Genomic DNA, 17092 nt, shown 5'->3' with positions numbered 1-17092 from the left:
TTTGTGATATGGATAGTACTCCGGAAAAGGCTGTAGAAGTCATTAATAGCCGTGAGCGCCTGCTGGTGCTGGATAATGACCCAAGAGCACCACTGGAGTGGTTAATTGCCGCTTTAGCCATACTGTTCGGGCTGTGGCATGTCGCAACCAACCTATTCATTAACGAACAGACCCTTTGGCAGAACGCCATCCACTTTAGTGGTTTTGCCCTACTCGCAAGTGTCAGCCATTCAGCGTTTAAACGCAGCAAGGCGAACAGCAAAACTCTACTTCTTGATCTCATCTACGGTTGCCTAATTGTTGTTGCCGCCTTTTGGGTAGCAGCCTCCGAAGGGCGTATATATGACGATACGCTGTCGGTAACAGGCCAGGCTTGGCAGCTGAATTTCTTTGACTGGGCAGCAGGACTCTTTCTCATTTTTGCAGCGATTGATCTATCGCGCAGAGTCTCTGGCTGGGTCATTCCTATACTGATTATTCTCAGTCTCTCTTACATACTGTTTTTAGGCGAGCACCTACCTGGTGTCTTTCGTGCAGCCAGCTTGCCACCTAGCGATGTACTGTTTAGAACGCTCTACAACGATGAGGGGTTGTTTGGCGTTTTAGCGCTTATATCCTCATCCAGCATTACGCTCTTTATGATTTTTGGTGGTTTTTTGGTTGCATCAGGTGCTAGTGATTTTGTTATTGAACTATCCAAAGTAGTTGCCGGTCGAATTCGTGGTGGTGCAGGTTTCGTGGCCGTTATCTCATCAGCACTTACCGGCACCATTAGCGGCTCAGCGGTTGCAAATACTGCTTCTACAGGCGTAATTACTATCCCATTGATGAAGTCGAACGGTTTTAGGCCCGCCTTTGCAGCGGGTGTCGAAGCAGCAGCTTCTACCGGCGGACAGATAATGCCCCCCATCATGGGAGCAGGCGCTTTTGTTATGGCGAGTTATACCGCTATCCCCTATTCACAGATTGTCGCGGTCTCTATCATGCCGGCAATTCTATACTTCCTGTCTGTAGCCTTTATCGTGCGAATTGAAGCTGTCAAACATCGTGTCGGTGAAGGTATCGACATGACCATCGATAAGGCAAAAATAATCTCAGGTGGACTCGTGTTTATCATTCCACTCTCGGTTATGGTGGCACTGTTAATGACCGGGGTAACACCAAGTTATGCCGCTTCTTGGTCTATTGCTAGTTTGATTATGGTCTCTTGGCTGACCTACCTATATGCAAAAGTCACTGGCAAAAAAGGACTGACCGACAATGTCATGAACCCCAAGCGCATCGCCAGTGCGTTGATGCTTGGTATGCAAGCATCAATCATGACGGCAGTGCTACTGGTTGCTATCGGCATTATGAATAACGCCATCGTTACCAGCGGGATTGGTAACGGCTTCTCTCTAATGATTGCTCAGTGGGCGCAAGGCTCGGTGGTTCTGGCCATTGTATTGATTGGTTTAGCATCTCTCGTACTGGGCATGGGTTTACCAGTAACCGCTGCGTACATCATTCTTGCGATTCTTTGTGCTCCGGCACTTGCAGGGATTCTAGCTGACACCATCATTGTCGATATGTTGGTTGCCGGTATTTCAGACCCTATGCAGTTAGCCATGTTCTCGCTGGTGGATAGCCCCCTAGTTGCCAAAATAAGTAGCGGACTCTCACCTGCAGAAGCTGCACAGCTTATTTCAGCAATACCTTTTGAACTCGCAATTACACTTAGACCGATGCTAGTTGATACAGAACAGCTCACTATGTTCTTGTTGATCGCACACCTCATTATCTTCTGGTTGAGCCAAGACAGTAACGTAACCCCTCCAGTCTGTTTGGCAGCATTCACCGCGGCAGGTATCGCTAAATCAAAACCGATGGAGACAGGATTTCAGGCATGGAAACTGGCGAAGGGTTTGTACGTCGTTCCACTTATGTTCGCCTACACACCACTGATTAGCGGTAACTGGTTGGAGATTAGCCAAATCGGCCTATTTGGATTGTTCGGCATTTATGGATTAAACGTCACAGTCCAAAACTACTCCGAAGGGCCCCTTAAGATCTGGCACTACCCTATTCTAGTGGGGGGCATAATTGGCGCATTCTGGCCACTTAACCTTGTTGCCAATCTGATCGGTGCGGCTTTGATCATTCTGTTAATAGTTCTATCTAAACGCGAAAACAGATTAAACGTTGAGTGAAAAAGAGAATAGTTTAGAACGGATGCGGGCCTACAAATTCGTTGGCTAGGCGGTTGATTCGCTCTTGCTGGGCGCGCAGGCCTTGGAGGCCGCCGGTGTGGATCATCAGGATGCGTTTACCTTCAAGTTCGCGTGCTAGCTGTTTGCGAATTAGGTAGTGAAAAACGCGCAGTGTGTAAATTGGGTCAAGTTCTACACCAAGACTCTCTGCTCGTTTGTGTGTTGCCGCTAGCTCCGGTGTCACTTTACCGTAGCGCTGTCCAAGGGCTACTTCGATAACCCAATTATCAAATTCCCTATTAGGGGATACTTGTTCAAGCAGATCTGAAACTCGCTCCTCTAAATCTGCTTTGCTACCAAGAGCTGAGAGACCTATCAGCCTAACCCCTTCAGGAGCGCCTGTAACGAGTCCTGCGAGCGTTCCGCCAGATCCTACTGCAACATAGAGTTCATCATAGTTTTGCCCTTGAAGAGCCTCTTGCTGCCAAATAGTGGCACAACCTCTAACAGCATTGGTGTTACTCCCCCCTTCTGGAATCCAGATTGGCGAAGCTAACTGATACTTATCTGCCAGTTGTTGAGTTGGTTTAGAGCGGTAGGTCTCTCTATCGATGAAGATGAGTTTCATCCCCCAAGACAAAGCATCATCCAAAGTGGGCGTGGATTTCGGTTCACCACGGATAAAACCTACTGAATTAAGTCCCATCTGATTTGCTGACCAGGCAAGCGCATGAATATGGTTTGAGTGCGGTCCACCAAAACTGGCGATACATGAGCCCTTAGGAAGGTCAGATAAATTTGGAAGTAATTTAAACCACTTATTACCAGAGATGAGTGAGTCGGTTTGATCCAGACGCATTAGATCGAAGCTAAGGCCGTTTGGCAGCTCGATATCATCTATGAAGGTATTTGTTGTTTGCATAAACAAGGACTCGATATGGTGGGCGAAGAGGGGTTCGAACCCCCGACCCTCTGCTTGTAAGGCAGATGCTCTCCCAGCTGAGCTATTCGCCCATATCGATGTGGCGATGTTGTTTAGAAATCTGCCACTCCTCGTAAGAGTAAGTGGCGGAACGGACGGGACTCGAACCCGCGACCCCCTGCGTGACAGGCAGGTATTCTAACCAACTGAACTACCGCTCCGTTTTGGTGGGCGAAGAGGGGTTCGAACCCCCGACCCTCTGCTTGTAAGGCAGATGCTCTCCCAGCTGAGCTATTCGCCCAAAACGGTGGCTTGTCTTTCGACTTCAACATTTTCTTGCCGATTTAAGAAAATGGCGGAACGGACGGGACTCGAACCCGCGACCCCCTGCGTGACAGGCAGGTATTCTAACCAACTGAACTACCGCTCCGTTTTGGTGGGCGAAGAGGGGTTCGAACCCCCGACCCTCTGCTTGTAAGGCAGATGCTCTCCCAGCTGAGCTATTCGCCCAAAACGGTGGCTTGTCTTGCGACTACTCACTTTCTTGCCGATTTAAGAAAGTGGCGGAACGGACGGGACTCGAACCCGCGACCCCCTGCGTGACAGGCAGGTATTCTAACCAACTGAACTACCGCTCCGTTTTGATCCGTGACAACGTCTCAGAACAGGGTGCGAATTTTAATGGCTTTTCGATCCGTGTCAAACCCTTAACGAACTTTTTTACGTTTTTAAGACGCTTTTTTTAAAAGTGTGGCGAACAAATAACCAAAGTGGCTAAAAAGCGATCAGATCTCCCCTTCTCTCCATGCTAAGATTCCATTTCTTAGAGGGGACAACATGACCAGCGTTGCACAACAATTAGATCGACTCGTTCGTGAGTATGAAGATATCCAAACTGCTATTGGCTGGCCAACGACGCTTGTTGAATCCGACTGGCTTAGCCCCTGTTTGATTCAGCCATATACCGAGAATGAGATGGCTGCCTGGCGCCCCACTCTTCGAGCAACTTCAAACGATATGTTTGATCGCTTAAGTGAGGCACTAGAGACAGAGATACCAGAAGCTCTCATTACCTTCTACACACGTTACCTTTCTCTCTCGTTGTATATGCAACACCATGAAGGGCAACTCTCTTTGATTCAGGTTTGGAACGAAGAGGATATGGAGCGTTTGCGAGAGAACCTAATCGGCCACGCCCTGAATAAAAAAAGACTTAAGCAACCGCTCAGTCTCTTTATCGGAGTCACTGAACCTGATGGTCAGCAGATATTTTCGGTAGAGCTACACTCTGGGCAGGTGCTTTTAGAGACGCCTGGCAAAAAGCCCTTTAGAGTGATCGCTGATGATCTTGAGAGCTTTCTATCGCAATTAACAGCGATTGCCCACCCTAACGACTAGGGTTCCTATCCAATAGAGCGAGCTAACACTCGACTAATTTGACAGAGATCGGCTCCCGACTCTGCTCGCCACTGGTTAAATGCCTGTTGAACCAGTTTCAAATCGCGCTGTGATGTTGGGCGTTTATCGATTACGCCCTGCGCCTTGAGTGCAGTGACAACATCATCCGTAAGCACTGGACTATCTCGCCCGACAATACGAAGTGCGTAGGCACCTGAGTTGCCACCAAGCTGAGCCCCCTCCTTTTTCAGAAAAGCCCAGAGCCCAACCGTATGTTCAACCGGCCAATCCGCAAGAAACTTACCAAATGAGCCGTGCTTTTGACTGCTATCTAACACCATCATCGCATTTACTCTGGTCGCTTTGATCTTGCCAAAGTGTCTAATCAGATCGCGGTTCTGCATTAGCTTTTCTAGGTGCTCATCACTCATCAATGTCACTTTTTCCGGATCGAAACCGAAAAATGCTTTCTCGAACGCTGGCCACTTTGCATCAACCAAAGATCGCTTGAGACCCGCACAAAAAATGCGCCAGCTCATCGAACTTAGCACTCGATCATCTGCAAGACTCTCTAATTCGGCTCGATTGGCAGCGCGCGGCCCCAGTAACTCAGCCTTACTCCAATCGGAGTGAAAGTGTTTGGCCTGATCTAAAAGTTGAGCAAAGGTTTTCATGACTCTTGCGCCTCAAAGGTGAGTGATGCTGAGTTAACACAGTAGCGCACGCCAGTAGGTTCTGGACCATCCGGGAAAATATGTCCTAGGTGACAGCCGCAGTTAGTGCAGGTAATTTCAGTGCGAATCATGCCATGTGAATGGTCTGGAGTCTGGGTTACACGCCCCTCGCCCAACTCATCAAAGAAGCTTGGCCAGCCACAACCAGAGTCATATTTAAGGTTGTCATTGAATAGCGCCTCACCACAACAACGGCAGTGGTAGATACCGGCGCGTTTCTCCGCATAGAGGGCGCCCGTGAATGCACGTTCAGTCCCCTTTTCACGGCACACGTAGTACTCGTGATCTGATAGGAGTTCACGCCATTCAGTTTCTGACTTCTCCACAGAAGGTTTTTTCTCGTTTTGCATACTAAAAATCCTTGAAAATTAATGAGAAAAGCCCGGCCACCATCTATACCGACCCCTAGTAAAAACGTATGATTGAAGGGTTTTAGATCATTTCTAAAAGAATTTATCGATTCGTTGCTCTGATTACTAGCAACAATCACCCTTAAACTAATAAGCGATCTCGCTTGAAGAAATTACCGATGTCTCAAATCAGAAAATCCAGCAAGCTCAACAATGTGTGTTATGACATTCGTGGACCTGTGCTTCAAGAGGCCAAGCGCCTTGAGGAGGAGGGTCACCAGATCCTGAAGCTGAATATCGGTAATCCAGCCCCATGGGGCTTCAATGCCCCTGAAGAGATCGTACAGGACGTTATCTACAACCTACCTTCAGCGCAGGGTTACTGTGACTCAAAAGGTCTATTCGCTGCACGTAAAGCGATTATGCAGGAGACTCAGCGTAAAGGTGTGCGTGGTGTAGGTATTGATGACATCTACATCGGCAATGGCGTGTCTGAATTGATCGTCATGTCGATGCAGGGTCTGCTTAACGACACTGATGAGATGCTTATCCCATCTCCAGACTATCCACTATGGACTGCTGCTGTTTCACTTGCGGGCGGTACACCAGTGCACTATCGCTGTGACGAAGAGAAAGGCTGGTTCCCAGACATTGAAGATATCCGCAGTAAGATCTCTGATCGCACGCGCGGTATCGTCGTGATCAACCCGAACAACCCAACAGGGTCTGTATACCCCGTTGAGTTGCTTGAGCAGATCATTGAACTGGCGCGTGAGCACGGGCTGATCATCTTCGCCGATGAGATCTACGATAAGATTGTCTATGACGAAGCGCAGCACACCTCTATCGCATCGCTTGCAGATGATGTTTTGGTTTGCACCTTTAACGGCCTCTCAAAAACCTACCGTGCAGCAGGTTTCCGATCTGGTTGGATGAGTCTAAGTGGTCCTAAGCACACTGCGAAGGATTATGTTGAAGGTTTGGATATGCTGGCGAACATGCGCCTATGTGCCAACGTACCTGCACAGAATGCGATTCAAACGGCACTGGGTGGCTACCAGAGTATCAATGAGCTAATCGTGCCAGGCGGTCGTCTTCGTGATCAACGTGACCTCGCATGGAAGATGCTAAACGATATTCCTGGCGTTAGCTGTGTTAAACCAGAAGGAGCAATGTACTGCTTTGTGAAGTTGGACCCAGAGATGTATCCAATTCACAACGACGAGAAGTTCGCACTCGATCTTCTACAGCAGCAGAAGGTGTTAATTGTTCAGGGTAGTGGCTTTAACTTGCCGGATACCCAACACTTCCGCATCGTATTCCTTCCAGAACAGCGTATGTTGGAAGAGGCAATTTCAAGAATCGCAACCTTCTTGAAAACCTACAAGCAGAAATAATCTCAAGCCCTGTCCTATGACGGGGCTTGTCGTTTTAATGTCACCTAATCTGTTTAAGGTGGCACATAAGATACAGCCTGACGAAACATTAAGGAGAGCATATGTTTCTTAAGATCAAAAAAGACCGTGGCATTCAGATGAACCACAACGGCATGGATAAGAAGTTAGTAATTGATGTTACCTCTAACTTCCTTATCAACATGGCACACATTGGCGAGATCTCTTTCTACTCGCAACACGATCCACGCGAGCGTGTTGACCTTTCTGGCCGTGGGTTTACCCAACCTCAGGGTACGTTAGTCATCCACCTACAGATGACACACACCTACGCATCATCAGGTCCTGATAGTGTTCCTGGCGTTAACCGCGTACGTGAAAAGGTTTACTACAAGTTCTACTTCGCCCCTGAAAACCTAGACTCTTACAACGAAATTCGCGATGCAATCGAAGCACGCGTTGTAAATCTTTAAAGGTTGAATTCAGCTAAGAGCGCCACAATTATTAGAGTAATATCAATAATTGAGGACGCTCTTACATGATGCGAATTCTGCTTTTCCTGGGAACTAACCTTGCAATCATTCTGGTTGCCAGCTTAACCCTTAACATCTTAGGTGTGGGTTCATACCTCACCGCGAATGGCCTAGATCTAAACGCCCTACTCGCCTTCTGTGCGGTCTTCGGTTTTGCAGGTGCATTCGTTTCGCTATTCCTCTCTAAGTGGATGGCGAAGATGTCGACGAAAACTCAAATCATCGAACAGCCAAGCTCCGCTGAAGAGCGCTGGTTAGTAGAAACTGTTCAAGAACTCGCTAACAAAGCGGGCATTGGTATGCCTGATGTTGGCGTATTCCCATCACACGCTTCTAACGCTTTTGCTACGGGTTGGAACCGAAACAACGCACTCGTTGCAGTCAGCACCGGTCTACTTACTCGCTTTAAGCCAGAAGAGATTAAGGCTGTGTTAGCGCACGAGATCGGCCACGTTGCAAACGGCGATATGATTACGCTCACCCTTATTCAAGGCGTCATCAACACCTTCGTCATGTTCCTAGCACGTATTGTCGGCTACGCAGTAGATAGCTTCCTTCGTCGTGGCGATAACAACTCAGGTGGTGTGGGAATCGGTTTCTACATCGCGACATTTGTAGCTGAGATTATCTTTGGTGTGCTTGCATCGATTATTGTCGCTTGGTTCTCACGTCGCCGTGAATTCCGTGCAGATGAAGCGGGCGCATCGCTTGCTAGTACTGCGGGTATGATTGGCGCACTCCAGCGTTTGAAGGCTGAATCGATGGCGCACCAAGAGGGTGAGCTTGAAGGTCAGTTAACTGCGTTTGGTATTAGCAGCATTAAGAAACAGGGCTTTATGGAGCTCTTCTCTAGCCACCCACCGCTAGATGAGCGTATCGCTGCACTTCAGGCGCGCCGCTAATTAAGCGCGCCTTCTCATGATTAAGTGACGCGGTATAACACTGCGTCGCGATATCCGGTGTGAACAGTCACCACGCCTTGCAACTGGCGATCCAACTCTGGGTCGCCAGTGTCAACCACCAACGGCTTACCATTTAACTCCAACAGCTTAGAGCGTGTCGCAACGACGTAGAGCCCTTGAAGGCCTATCTGCTTTACGAGTGCGGGGGTTAATTGCTGATTGCCTCGCCCCAGTAGATGGCCCTGACCACCGATTGGGGTAATAACCACTTTGAAAGGCGCAGAACCAATCAACTCTAGAAGCTGCTGACCGCTACAATCGCTAGCTACTAGTTCACCATCTCTCATCAGATCAGTACCCAACAAGGTATTAGGCAGTCCCATCTGTTCCATAATAGCGGCGACCGTAGTACCTGACCCCATAACATAGAAGGTTTCTGGCTCTATATGCTCAATGAAGTCTGCGGCAATATCATCGAGAACCAACTCCTCAACCTCTTTACCGCCGTTTTTAACCGCTTGGACATACTGATGCTCTGCAGGAACCAAAAGCTCTCCGTAGTATTGTGCACGAACACGCCCCTCTCTAAAGGCCTGCTCATCAATATCTCGCACCTCGGCCTGCTCCATCCGAACAAGTTTGCCTTCAACAAGCTCTGTAATAAGTTGCCCTGCAGCTGTAGGGGTAAGAGTGTAGACACCCGAGTGAATTTTGACCCCAGCAGGCACACCCAACACCGGTAAAGAGCCGCCCAAGGCTTCGAAGATATTGCGTGCTGTACCATCACCACCCGCAAACAGAATCAGATCAACGCCCTGCTCTGCAAGTGCTTTAGCTGCCTTTAGGGTATCTTCTGCTGAAGTGGGCCAGTTATCTGGTGCACCCACGACAGTTGATTCGAACCCCGCCTCTTTTACTGAGTTCTCGCCCATATCACCGCCCCAGGTATAGAAAGCGATCTCTTGAGTGTTGATGGCAGCAATAGCCTGCGTCATACGAGTTGGCGCCATCGGTTTTGCACCACGCTTAAGCGCCTCATCACGGATCTCGGCACCATCACTCCCTTTTAAGGCGACACTACCACCCAAGCCTGCGTAGGGATTAACAAGGACGCCCAAACGAAACATCAATGCTTTACCTCAACGTTAAAACCTAAGGCATGTAATTCATGGCGCAGTGAATCATTCACGACACCGGTAAGGGTAAGTGATGAGAATTCACGTCTAACTGGATAGGTTTTACGCAGCAGATCAAACTGCTTACGCTGTAGCGCTGTATCGGTAGAGAGTGAATCTCTAAAACGCATATCATCGGCATCGTAGTTGTAGAGAAAGTTGATAACATCTAGCGCGGTTGAGGTGTCATCAAGCACCAATATTGGCTTTTCTGGCAGAGGTAAAATGGAGGAGAACTGCTTTCCAGCCATTGCACCCAGGTACTCTGTAAACTGCTGATACAGCATGAACGTTCCACGCAACTTCCCTTCCAAGCTGTAGCCTGCGATATGTGGCGTTGCCAAACTTGCACGTGCAGCCAGTGGCAAATCGACTTCCGGCTCAAACTCCCAAACATCGAGGAGTAGCGTCATGTCTGGCTGCTTATGTGAAATTGCTTTAAGCGCCTCGCCATCAACTGTTGGACCACGCCCAGCATTAAGGAAGATGGCATCTGGTTTCAGGTAGGCCAACTCCGTTTCAGATAGGAGATGATAGGTAGGATGTGCCCCCGCTTTAGTCAAAGGAAGGTGACAACAAACCACGTCTGATTTTTGCAGCAGCTCATCCAACGGTGTATCGATAAAACTTGGAATGCGCTTCACTTTAGGCGGATCAGAGACTAGAACGTTAACACCCAACGCCTCCAGCCTAGCAACTAGCCGGCCGCCGACATTACCTGCACCGATAACGCCATAACTGAGAGTTTTCGGGTCGACCTTGCGTATGGCTGCTTCGCGGTAGATGGCAGCCAATGCATAATCAACCACAGAGTCGGCATTACAACCTGCTGCATTCGAGTATGCGATCTGCCTATTGTCTAGGTAGGCAGTATCCAGATGGTCCATTCCAATCGTTGCAGTACCGACAAACTTAAGATTTTTTGCCTGACTTAACAGCGCCTCATTGACGTTGGTCACTGATCGAACAAGCAGAAGATCCGCTTCAATTAGTTGTTCGGCACTAAGGTCCCTACCAGAAACTCGAACCACCTTTCCAAAATCATCGAAAAGTGGCTCAACACTCGGCATGTTTTCATCAGCAATAATCGTTAAACGCGAATTGCGCATTGAACCAATCCAGTAGGGTTAATCGAGATCAATAATTATACCCGAAGAAGTGTTAAGAAATGTAAAGCTCATTCATTCAACATCTCTAATATGCGAGAATTCAGTTATGAATCAACGACTAAAAATCTTGGCAACCTTGGCGATACTCCTAGTGAGCATCGCAGCTTTGTCTTTTTGGTCTCTAAATAAGTCCAGCACCGGTACAACCGCTAGTTGTGCAATCGATAGTGGCAACTGCCAATTAACGCTTGCTCAACACAGTTATCAGGTCAGTTTCGGACCTATGCCTGCAAGAGCCCTGCAGCCCATGACACTTGAGCTAGCAGCGTCTAATACGAACATTACGAAAGTTTGGGTCGATCTGCAGGGTGTAGATATGTATATGGGTGTTAATCAGTTTGAGTTAACTGATATAGGAAATGGCTGGCAAGGAACAACAGAGCTAGCCGTATGCTCAACTGGAAAGATGCGCTGGTTAGCCCGAGTGATTATCGAACAGTCCCAGGGCGAGCCCCTGTTTCTAGATTTAACCTTTGACGCGGAATAACAACGTGAATAAAAAGACTATTGGAGTAGTCATTCTGCTCGTTGTGACGGTGGCTTTAATTGCTCTTTTCAAACCAGAGAGTCGGTCGCTAGCGCCTCGTCAGCTCGGAGGCGATTTCACCTTCAACACTGCGGATGGTGAGATCAAACTTGCAGACTTCAAAGGCAAGCTTGTTCTCCTCTACTTCGGCTATACCTCTTGCCCTGATATCTGCCCCACTTCGCTAACAAGTATGAAGTTTGCATTTAAAGCGCTAAGCGATGAAGAGCTTGGCAAAATTCAGGGCATTTTTGTGAGTGTCGATCCAGAGCGTGACTCGCTTGCACATCTTAAAACTTATTCCACCTTCTTCTCGCCAAAGATCATTGGCGCAACTGGTAGCCGTGAACAGATCGATGACGCAATTGAGAAGTACGGCGCCTACTACCGCTTCGTTAAACAGGAGGAGTCTGCAATGGAGTACACCGTTGACCACTCCTCTCGCATTTACCTAATCAACCAGCAGGGAGCAATGGTCGAGTCTGTGCCACACAATAACGACCCCGCCCTGCTTGCTGAAAAGATTAAGAGTTACCTGAAATAATTAGCTTTATAACTTGGAGTTATCATGAAAAGAGTACTTATCGCATCGCTACTTCTATCAAGTATGGCGCAAGCGGATATCGAAATTAGCGATCAACGCGTGCGTTTGGTGCCACCAGGTCAGAAGATGACAGGGGCATTCATGAATATCAAAAACACCGGATCAGACCTTAAAGTCGTTTCCGCTGAATCTTCTATCTCTGAGGTTGTAGAGCTGCACACGCACATCAAAGATGGTGAGGTGATGCGTATGCGTAAGATCCCAGCCATTGAGTTACCTGCCAATGAGACCACCGTTCTTCAACCAGGCAGCTTGCATGTGATGTTTATCAACCTTAAACAGAATCTAACGCTGGGGCAGGATATCGATCTTAAACTGAACTTTAGTGACGGCAGCAGCCAGCAGCTTAGTGTTCCTGTTAAAGAGGTGATGAAACCAGGCATGCAGAAGATGGCTGGCCATAACGATGGGCATTCAGATATGAAACATGGCGAGATGAAGCACAACTAATCGGTTTTAACTGGATTATTCTCAACACATTTTACAGCCACGGGTACGTGCGTCGAAGTGGCTGTAAACCTTCAAACAAGCTTCAACCTCCCCGTCACACTCCCCTAGCAACTCCGCTTTATAGCCATCAATATATTCAACCAGAAGCGTGCCTGATTCTGTTGGTGTTACTCGGTACGATTTAAACCCGACACGATAAACACCCTGATAAGTCGGGTAACTCTCTAACTCACCTTCATTGTACTGCACTGCGGGCCAGCCACTCTCAATTCGAAGCGCAGGCACCTTCAGCGGGTTATCGGTATGCAATGCGAGAAACATCTGAATCTGCTCACTACTATCAAAGACACCCAACACCCAGACGCCTCGTTCATCCTGGCCAAACTCAATCTGACCCTCAGCATAGAGGTAGTGTCGATCTTCAATCGTTAGCGAAAGGTAGTTAAAGTGGGAATTGGCGCACTCTGATAGGGCCCAGCTTTCTCCAGAGGAGATTAGCTGCCAGGGAGTGGCATTGATAGCTAACTTACGCACCCAGGCTCCAGGGTAAATTGATCGATATTGAGTGGCGGCTGTTGATACTCATTTCTAAGCGCTTCGCTGAGCGCGCTAAGACGTGCGTTCATTCCATAGACCAGCACATGACGCGCTCTAGAAACCACAGACTCTTTGAAGCTCTCTGATGCCCCTAAACCTTGGGAGAGATTATCTGCGCTGAAGTGGAATTTACGACCCGCAGATACCGTTAGAATCCACTCATAAGCTTGTGGTGAGACCTCTACCCGCTCAAACTCATCTTGCTCTTTTTCAGTGCGCCCATCAGGTTTGTACCAGTAACCAAAGTCTTCAAGTAGACGACGCTCAGGACCTGCGACACACCAGTGGGCAATCTCATGCAGAGCACTAGCAAAGAAGCCGTGAGCAAAGATAACGCGATGGTGCGGATGCTCTGCATCAGCCGGAAGATAGATAGGCTCTCCCTCACCGCGCACAAGCACAGTGTTGAGTGAATCCTTAAAGAGCCCATCGAATATTTCTATTAGGCGATCAACTTGAGGGTCTTGATCCATCAATATTCCACATCGGGGTCAGAGTAGTCTTATTAGACTACTTTGACCCCGCTCATCTGCGTATCACCGCCTCTTCAAGGAGGTTCCTACAAAGTACTCTGTAGGAGGTTTCCCGAAGGGACGCCGACCATATTATTAAGCATTAAAAAATCGCTAGGCGATCTACAAACCAGAAAAGACCGGTTGCAGCGATCAGAAGCGATGCTGGCACCACCACAAAACGATGATACTTATCTTGTGATTTAAACCAAATAGCAACACCAAAGAAGGCAGCTAAAACGATTGTGATTTGACCCAACTCTACACCCACGTTAAACGCGAGCAGCGCTGCCAAGAAGTCATCGGTCGGCATACCAAACTCGGTCAAAACCGAGGCAAAACCTAGGCCATGTAATAGACCGAAACCAAAGACAATCGGTAAACGGAAAGGGTTAATCTTAGTAAAGAAGATGTTCTCGATAGCGACAAATGCTATTGAAAGCGCGATCAACGGCTCCACTATACGAGGTGAAACTTCGACTAAACCATACATCCCCAACGCTAACGTAATTGAGTGGGCCACAGTAAACATGGTCACCTGCAGGAGGATTGGCTTTAGGCGCGGGCTTAGTAAGAAAATACCCAATATAAAGAGAATGTGATCCAGCCCCATAGGTAAGATGTGCTGATAGCCACTCACCGTGTAAGTTTGAATTACCTCTCCAATAGTAGGTTTGGCAAAAACCGCATCCAGCTTATATGGCTTGGTAGGCACATCCTCTTTCACCCATTGGTGTGAGGACCAGTGATACTCCTCTGTATTTACATCAACCTGACGGACGCGGGTTGCATGATCACCAAAAGACATTGGGTAGTACCAAGTCAGTGATTTAGTACCCTTTGGAATAGAACCTTCAAGAATAATCACCGAATTGCGCGGCACCTTGGTGTAACCCGGTTCTGGAACAACCAAATCCTTAAGGTGAAGAGCTGCTGGCTTACCATCAAAAGCGATCTCAACACCCTCTAGTAGAGTTGGCACAAAGGCTTCAAAAGCCGCGCGAAGTTCAACCGCTTCCATTTCGCGATAGTAATCATACTCATCCGAATTAGGTGCTTCTTTTGTATTGCGATATTTACCATTGATACCCGTGAGCAAAGCCTCAAGACTGGCGCGGATTTCAACCTCTACAACTTCAGTCGTGAATACACTGATCTCAACCAGCGCGGGCTTCACAACGTCTGCATGAACGGGGTAGAATAAGGAACTAACTAAAGAGCATATAGCTATTAGGCGTGATAAATACTTCACGTTATGCCTCTATGGTATACGAGTGCATCAGCACCCCGACAAAAGGAAGGCCATCCCAGCCTTGCGAAGACAGGAAACTAAGATAACTATGAATCGTCGTCAACTATTAAAAGCGATGGCCGCAGCTGCAGCAGCTGGCAGTGTCCCAGCCATCTACAGTTCTCGTGCCCTAGCTAGCAACTCTGCACCTGCTGGTTTCTATGACATCCCAATGCAGGGTGATGCTCGTATCCTTCACATCACAGACGTACACGGTCAGCTAAAGCCTGTTTACTTCCGTGAGCCAAACGTAAACCTTGGTGTAGGCGACGCATTCGGTCGTGCACCTCACCTTGTGGGTAAGAACTTCCTTAAAGAGATGGGTCTCAAAGAGAACTCTCCAGAAGCTTACGCTTACACTTACCTAGATTTCCTTGAGCAGGCTAAAAAGTACGGTCGTACTGGTGGTTTTGCTCATGTTAAGACTCTACTTGACCAGCTACGTGATTCAGCTGGTGGTCGTCAGAACACCCTTACTCTAGATGGCGGTGACCTATGGCAGGGTTCTGGTACTTCACTATGGACACGCGGCGTCGACATGGTTGAAGCATCAAACATCCTTGGTATTGATGTCATGGTTGGTCACTGGGAATTCACCTACCGTGAAGAGGAAGTTCTATCGAACGTTGCTCTCTTCAAAGGTGACTTCATCGGTCAGAACGTTAAGATCCTTCCTGACTCTCTATTCGAAGATCGTTACTTCGAAATGGTTGAGCGCTTCGATGGCCGCGGTCTATACGACGAAGATACAGGCCACGCATTCCAGCCATACGTAATTAAAGAGATCAACGGTGCGCGCATCGCAGTAGTTGGTCAGGCGTTCCCACGTACCTCTAACGCGAACCCTAAAGAGTTCTTCCCAGACTGGTCGTTCGGTCTGCGTGAGCCAGAGATGATCGATCTTGTACAGAAAATCCGCGCAGAAGAGAACCCAGATGCTGTCATCCTGGTTTCTCACAACGGTATGGACGTAGACATCAAGATGGCTGAGCGCGTTCCTGGCCTTAACGCTGTATTTGGTGGCCACACTCACGATGGTGTACCACACCCAATTAAGGTTAAGAACGTTGATGGTGGCGAGTGTTGGGTAACTAACGCTGGTTCAAACGGTAAGTTTGTAGGTTGTATGGACTTCGCTATCGAAGGCGGCCAGATAAAGAACATGACTTACAAGCAGCTACCAGTTATCTCTGAATGGCTAGATGCCGATAAAGAGATGGAAGCTTACATCGACCAGATGCGTCAGACTGTATACGACGAAAACGTTGTAGAAGCACGTAACAAGAAGTGGCAGAACAGCCCAGCGCGTGTTGGTAAGACTTACGAAGAGATCCTTAGCGAGAAGCTAGCCAAAGCTGACCGCACCCTTTACCGCCGTGGTAACTTCATGGGTACTTGGGACCAGGTCATCTGTAACGCTCTTCGTTGGGAATACAAAGCTGACATCGCACTATCTGCTGGTGTTCGTTGGGGTACTACAACGCTTGAAGGTCAGTGGATCACAATGGATGACGTAATGAGCCAGTGTGCGACCACCTACTCTGAAACCTACGTTCAGGATATGACCGGTAAAGCGATCAAAGAGATGCTTGAAGGCGTAGCAGACAACCTATTCGACCCAGATCCATACCTACAGTCAGGTGGTGACATGGTACGTGTTGGTGGTCTTGATTACACAATCGACCCAACTAAACCACTAGGTTCACGTATCACTGATGTTCGTCTAGATAACGGCGAAGTGATTCAGGATGATAAGAACTACTCAGTATCTGGTTGGGCTACGGTTAACCGTACACCTGAAGGCCGCCTACTATGGGATATCATCGCTGACTACCTACGTACTGAGCGTGATGCGAACATGGTTATCAACCTTCCTAAGGTTAACAACCCGAAAGTTGTTGGTGTAACTGACAACCCAGGCTTTGCTGACTACCCAGGTGATTTCGCGTAAGGCTTAGTTACCTCGATAAAAAACCCGCTTAGTGCGGGTTTTTTGTTGTCTGCTTTGAGGGTCGGGGCCTTCCCTTCGGGCAGGTCCCTCCTACAACCGAGAATTTCTGTAGGAGGGATCTGCTGCGCTAGCAGAAGCCCCCGACCTGGCTTGCGACAAACTTGGAGAGAGGGGTCATACCGCAGGTCAGACCCCGATGTAGAAAAATACTGCACAGCGTGCCCTTTGGGTATAAGTACATCCCTGTATAAATACTGCTCCTGCACTTCCATGTGCTCGCAGTATAAATACGTCCATGTATAAAAAAAGAGCCCATAAAGGGCTCTGAAGATCACTGTGAAAATCTTTTTGAGAAGCGGTGCTTATCGAAAAAATCTATTCAGTACGAATTATAA

At 48.2% G+C, this 17092-nt stretch carries 17 protein-coding genes and 6 tRNA genes; 9 read left to right on the top strand and 14 right to left on the bottom strand.

Annotated elements, in window-relative coordinates:
• The first annotated feature begins 8 nt into the window (after positions 1–8).
• A complete protein-coding gene (locus HH196_RS02390) occupies positions 9–2189 on the top strand; it encodes a TRAP transporter fused permease subunit (protein WP_169450493.1) in 2181 nt (726 codons plus the stop codon).
• Positions 2190–2202: 13 nt separating this feature from the next.
• On the opposite strand, the gene HH196_RS02385 is transcribed toward HH196_RS02390, so the two are convergent.
• The 7 genes from HH196_RS02385 to HH196_RS02355 form a co-directional block, all read right to left on the bottom strand.
• Complete coding sequence (locus HH196_RS02385) at positions 2203–3111, bottom strand: 1-aminocyclopropane-1-carboxylate deaminase/D-cysteine desulfhydrase (protein WP_169450492.1); 909 nt, start codon at positions 3109–3111, stop codon at positions 2203–2205.
• Between the two features lie 16 nt (positions 3112–3127).
• A tRNA-Val gene (locus tag HH196_RS02380) sits at positions 3128–3203 on the bottom strand.
• Between the two features lie 52 nt (positions 3204–3255).
• Positions 3256–3332 (bottom strand) — tRNA-Asp (locus tag HH196_RS02375).
• 4 nt (positions 3333–3336) lie between these two features.
• Positions 3337–3412 (bottom strand) — tRNA-Val (locus tag HH196_RS02370).
• Between the two features lie 52 nt (positions 3413–3464).
• Positions 3465–3541 (bottom strand) — tRNA-Asp (locus HH196_RS02365).
• A 4-nt stretch (positions 3542–3545) separates the two neighbouring features.
• Positions 3546–3621 (bottom strand) — tRNA-Val (locus tag HH196_RS02360).
• A 51-nt stretch (positions 3622–3672) separates the two neighbouring features.
• Positions 3673–3749, bottom strand: a tRNA-Asp gene (locus HH196_RS02355).
• Between the two features lie 199 nt (positions 3750–3948).
• Here HH196_RS02355 and syd point away from each other — a divergent pair.
• A complete protein-coding gene (gene syd / locus HH196_RS02350; protein WP_169450491.1) occupies positions 3949–4509 on the top strand; it encodes a SecY-interacting protein in 561 nt (186 codons plus the stop codon).
• A 5-nt stretch (positions 4510–4514) separates the two neighbouring features.
• On the opposite strand, the gene HH196_RS02345 is transcribed toward syd, so the two are convergent.
• The gene (locus HH196_RS02345) at positions 4515–5183 is read right to left on the bottom strand and encodes a DNA-3-methyladenine glycosylase I (protein WP_169450490.1); all 669 of its coding nucleotides are present in this window, start codon (positions 5181–5183) and stop codon (positions 4515–4517) included.
• A complete protein-coding gene (msrB, locus tag HH196_RS02340; RefSeq protein ID WP_169450489.1) occupies positions 5180–5593 on the bottom strand; it encodes a peptide-methionine (R)-S-oxide reductase MsrB in 414 nt (137 codons plus the stop codon). Before msrB ends, HH196_RS02345 begins: the two co-directional genes overlap by 4 nt.
• A gap of 179 nt (positions 5594–5772) precedes the next feature.
• Between msrB and HH196_RS02335 the strand changes: the two genes are divergently transcribed.
• The 3 genes from HH196_RS02335 (at position 5773) to htpX (ending at position 8422) form a co-directional block, all read left to right on the top strand.
• A complete protein-coding gene (locus HH196_RS02335; RefSeq protein ID WP_169450488.1) occupies positions 5773–6990 on the top strand; it encodes a pyridoxal phosphate-dependent aminotransferase in 1218 nt (405 codons plus the stop codon).
• A 101-nt stretch (positions 6991–7091) separates the two neighbouring features.
• The gene (locus tag HH196_RS02330; protein ID WP_169450487.1) at positions 7092–7460 is read left to right on the top strand and encodes a hypothetical protein; all 369 of its coding nucleotides are present in this window, start codon (positions 7092–7094) and stop codon (positions 7458–7460) included.
• A gap of 65 nt (positions 7461–7525) precedes the next feature.
• On the top strand, positions 7526–8422 hold the full coding sequence (htpX, locus tag HH196_RS02325) for a protease HtpX (protein WP_169450486.1): 897 nt from the start codon (positions 7526–7528) through the stop codon (positions 8420–8422).
• A gap of 20 nt (positions 8423–8442) precedes the next feature.
• Here htpX and HH196_RS02320 read toward each other — a convergent pair whose 3' ends face one another.
• Together HH196_RS02320 and HH196_RS02315 are read right to left on the bottom strand one after the other, a co-directional pair.
• On the bottom strand, positions 8443–9549 hold the full coding sequence (locus tag HH196_RS02320) for an ATP-NAD kinase family protein (RefSeq protein ID WP_169450485.1): 1107 nt from the start codon (positions 9547–9549) through the stop codon (positions 8443–8445).
• Positions 9549–10706: a 4-phosphoerythronate dehydrogenase gene (locus HH196_RS02315; RefSeq protein WP_169450484.1), complete on the bottom strand. Its 1158-nt coding sequence runs from the start codon at positions 10704–10706 to the stop codon at positions 9549–9551. Before HH196_RS02315 ends, HH196_RS02320 begins: the two co-directional genes overlap by 1 nt.
• 106 nt (positions 10707–10812) lie before the next feature.
• On the opposite strand from HH196_RS02315, the gene HH196_RS02310 reads away from it, so the two are divergent.
• Genes HH196_RS02310 through HH196_RS02300 form a run of 3 tightly spaced genes read left to right on the top strand, consistent with a single transcriptional unit; the run spans position 10813 to position 12346 of the window.
• Positions 10813–11253, top strand: coding sequence for a hypothetical protein (locus tag HH196_RS02310; RefSeq protein WP_169450483.1), 441 nt, complete (start codon positions 10813–10815; stop codon positions 11251–11253).
• A 4-nt stretch (positions 11254–11257) separates the two neighbouring features.
• Positions 11258–11836: an SCO family protein gene (locus HH196_RS02305; RefSeq protein WP_169450482.1), complete on the top strand. Its 579-nt coding sequence runs from the start codon at positions 11258–11260 to the stop codon at positions 11834–11836.
• A gap of 24 nt (positions 11837–11860) precedes the next feature.
• Positions 11861–12346 carry a copper chaperone PCu(A)C gene (locus HH196_RS02300; protein WP_169450481.1) on the top strand — a complete coding sequence of 162 codons (486 nt, stop codon included), beginning with the start codon at positions 11861–11863 and terminating at the stop codon, positions 12344–12346.
• A 21-nt stretch (positions 12347–12367) separates the two neighbouring features.
• Here the strand turns inward: HH196_RS02300 and HH196_RS02295 are convergent, their stop codons facing one another.
• The 3 genes from HH196_RS02295 to HH196_RS02285 all read right to left on the bottom strand — a co-directional run bounded on the left by HH196_RS02295 (position 12368) and on the right by HH196_RS02285 (position 14632).
• On the bottom strand, positions 12368–12880 hold the full coding sequence (locus tag HH196_RS02295; RefSeq protein WP_169450480.1) for a hypothetical protein: 513 nt from the start codon (positions 12878–12880) through the stop codon (positions 12368–12370).
• Positions 12868–13416: an elongation factor P hydroxylase gene (locus HH196_RS02290; RefSeq protein WP_169450479.1), complete on the bottom strand. Its 549-nt coding sequence runs from the start codon at positions 13414–13416 to the stop codon at positions 12868–12870. Before HH196_RS02290 ends, HH196_RS02295 begins: the two co-directional genes overlap by 13 nt.
• 142 nt (positions 13417–13558) lie before the next feature.
• Entirely contained in the window at positions 13559–14632 is a 1074-nt protein-coding gene (locus HH196_RS02285; protein WP_169450478.1) for a HupE/UreJ family protein, read from the bottom strand.
• Between the two features lie 163 nt (positions 14633–14795).
• Here HH196_RS02285 and soxB point away from each other — a divergent pair, with 163 nt between their 5' ends.
• Positions 14796–16697: a thiosulfohydrolase SoxB gene (gene soxB, locus HH196_RS02280; protein ID WP_248276877.1), complete on the top strand. Its 1902-nt coding sequence runs from the start codon at positions 14796–14798 to the stop codon at positions 16695–16697.
• Positions 16698–17092: the final 395 nt, after the last annotated feature.

It is taken from the genome of Marinobacterium sp. LSUCC0821, from assembly GCF_012848475.1.
GTDB lineage: Bacteria > Pseudomonadota > Gammaproteobacteria > Pseudomonadales > Balneatricaceae > Marinobacterium_E.
This window is presented reverse-complemented; position numbering and strand designations above follow the sequence as displayed.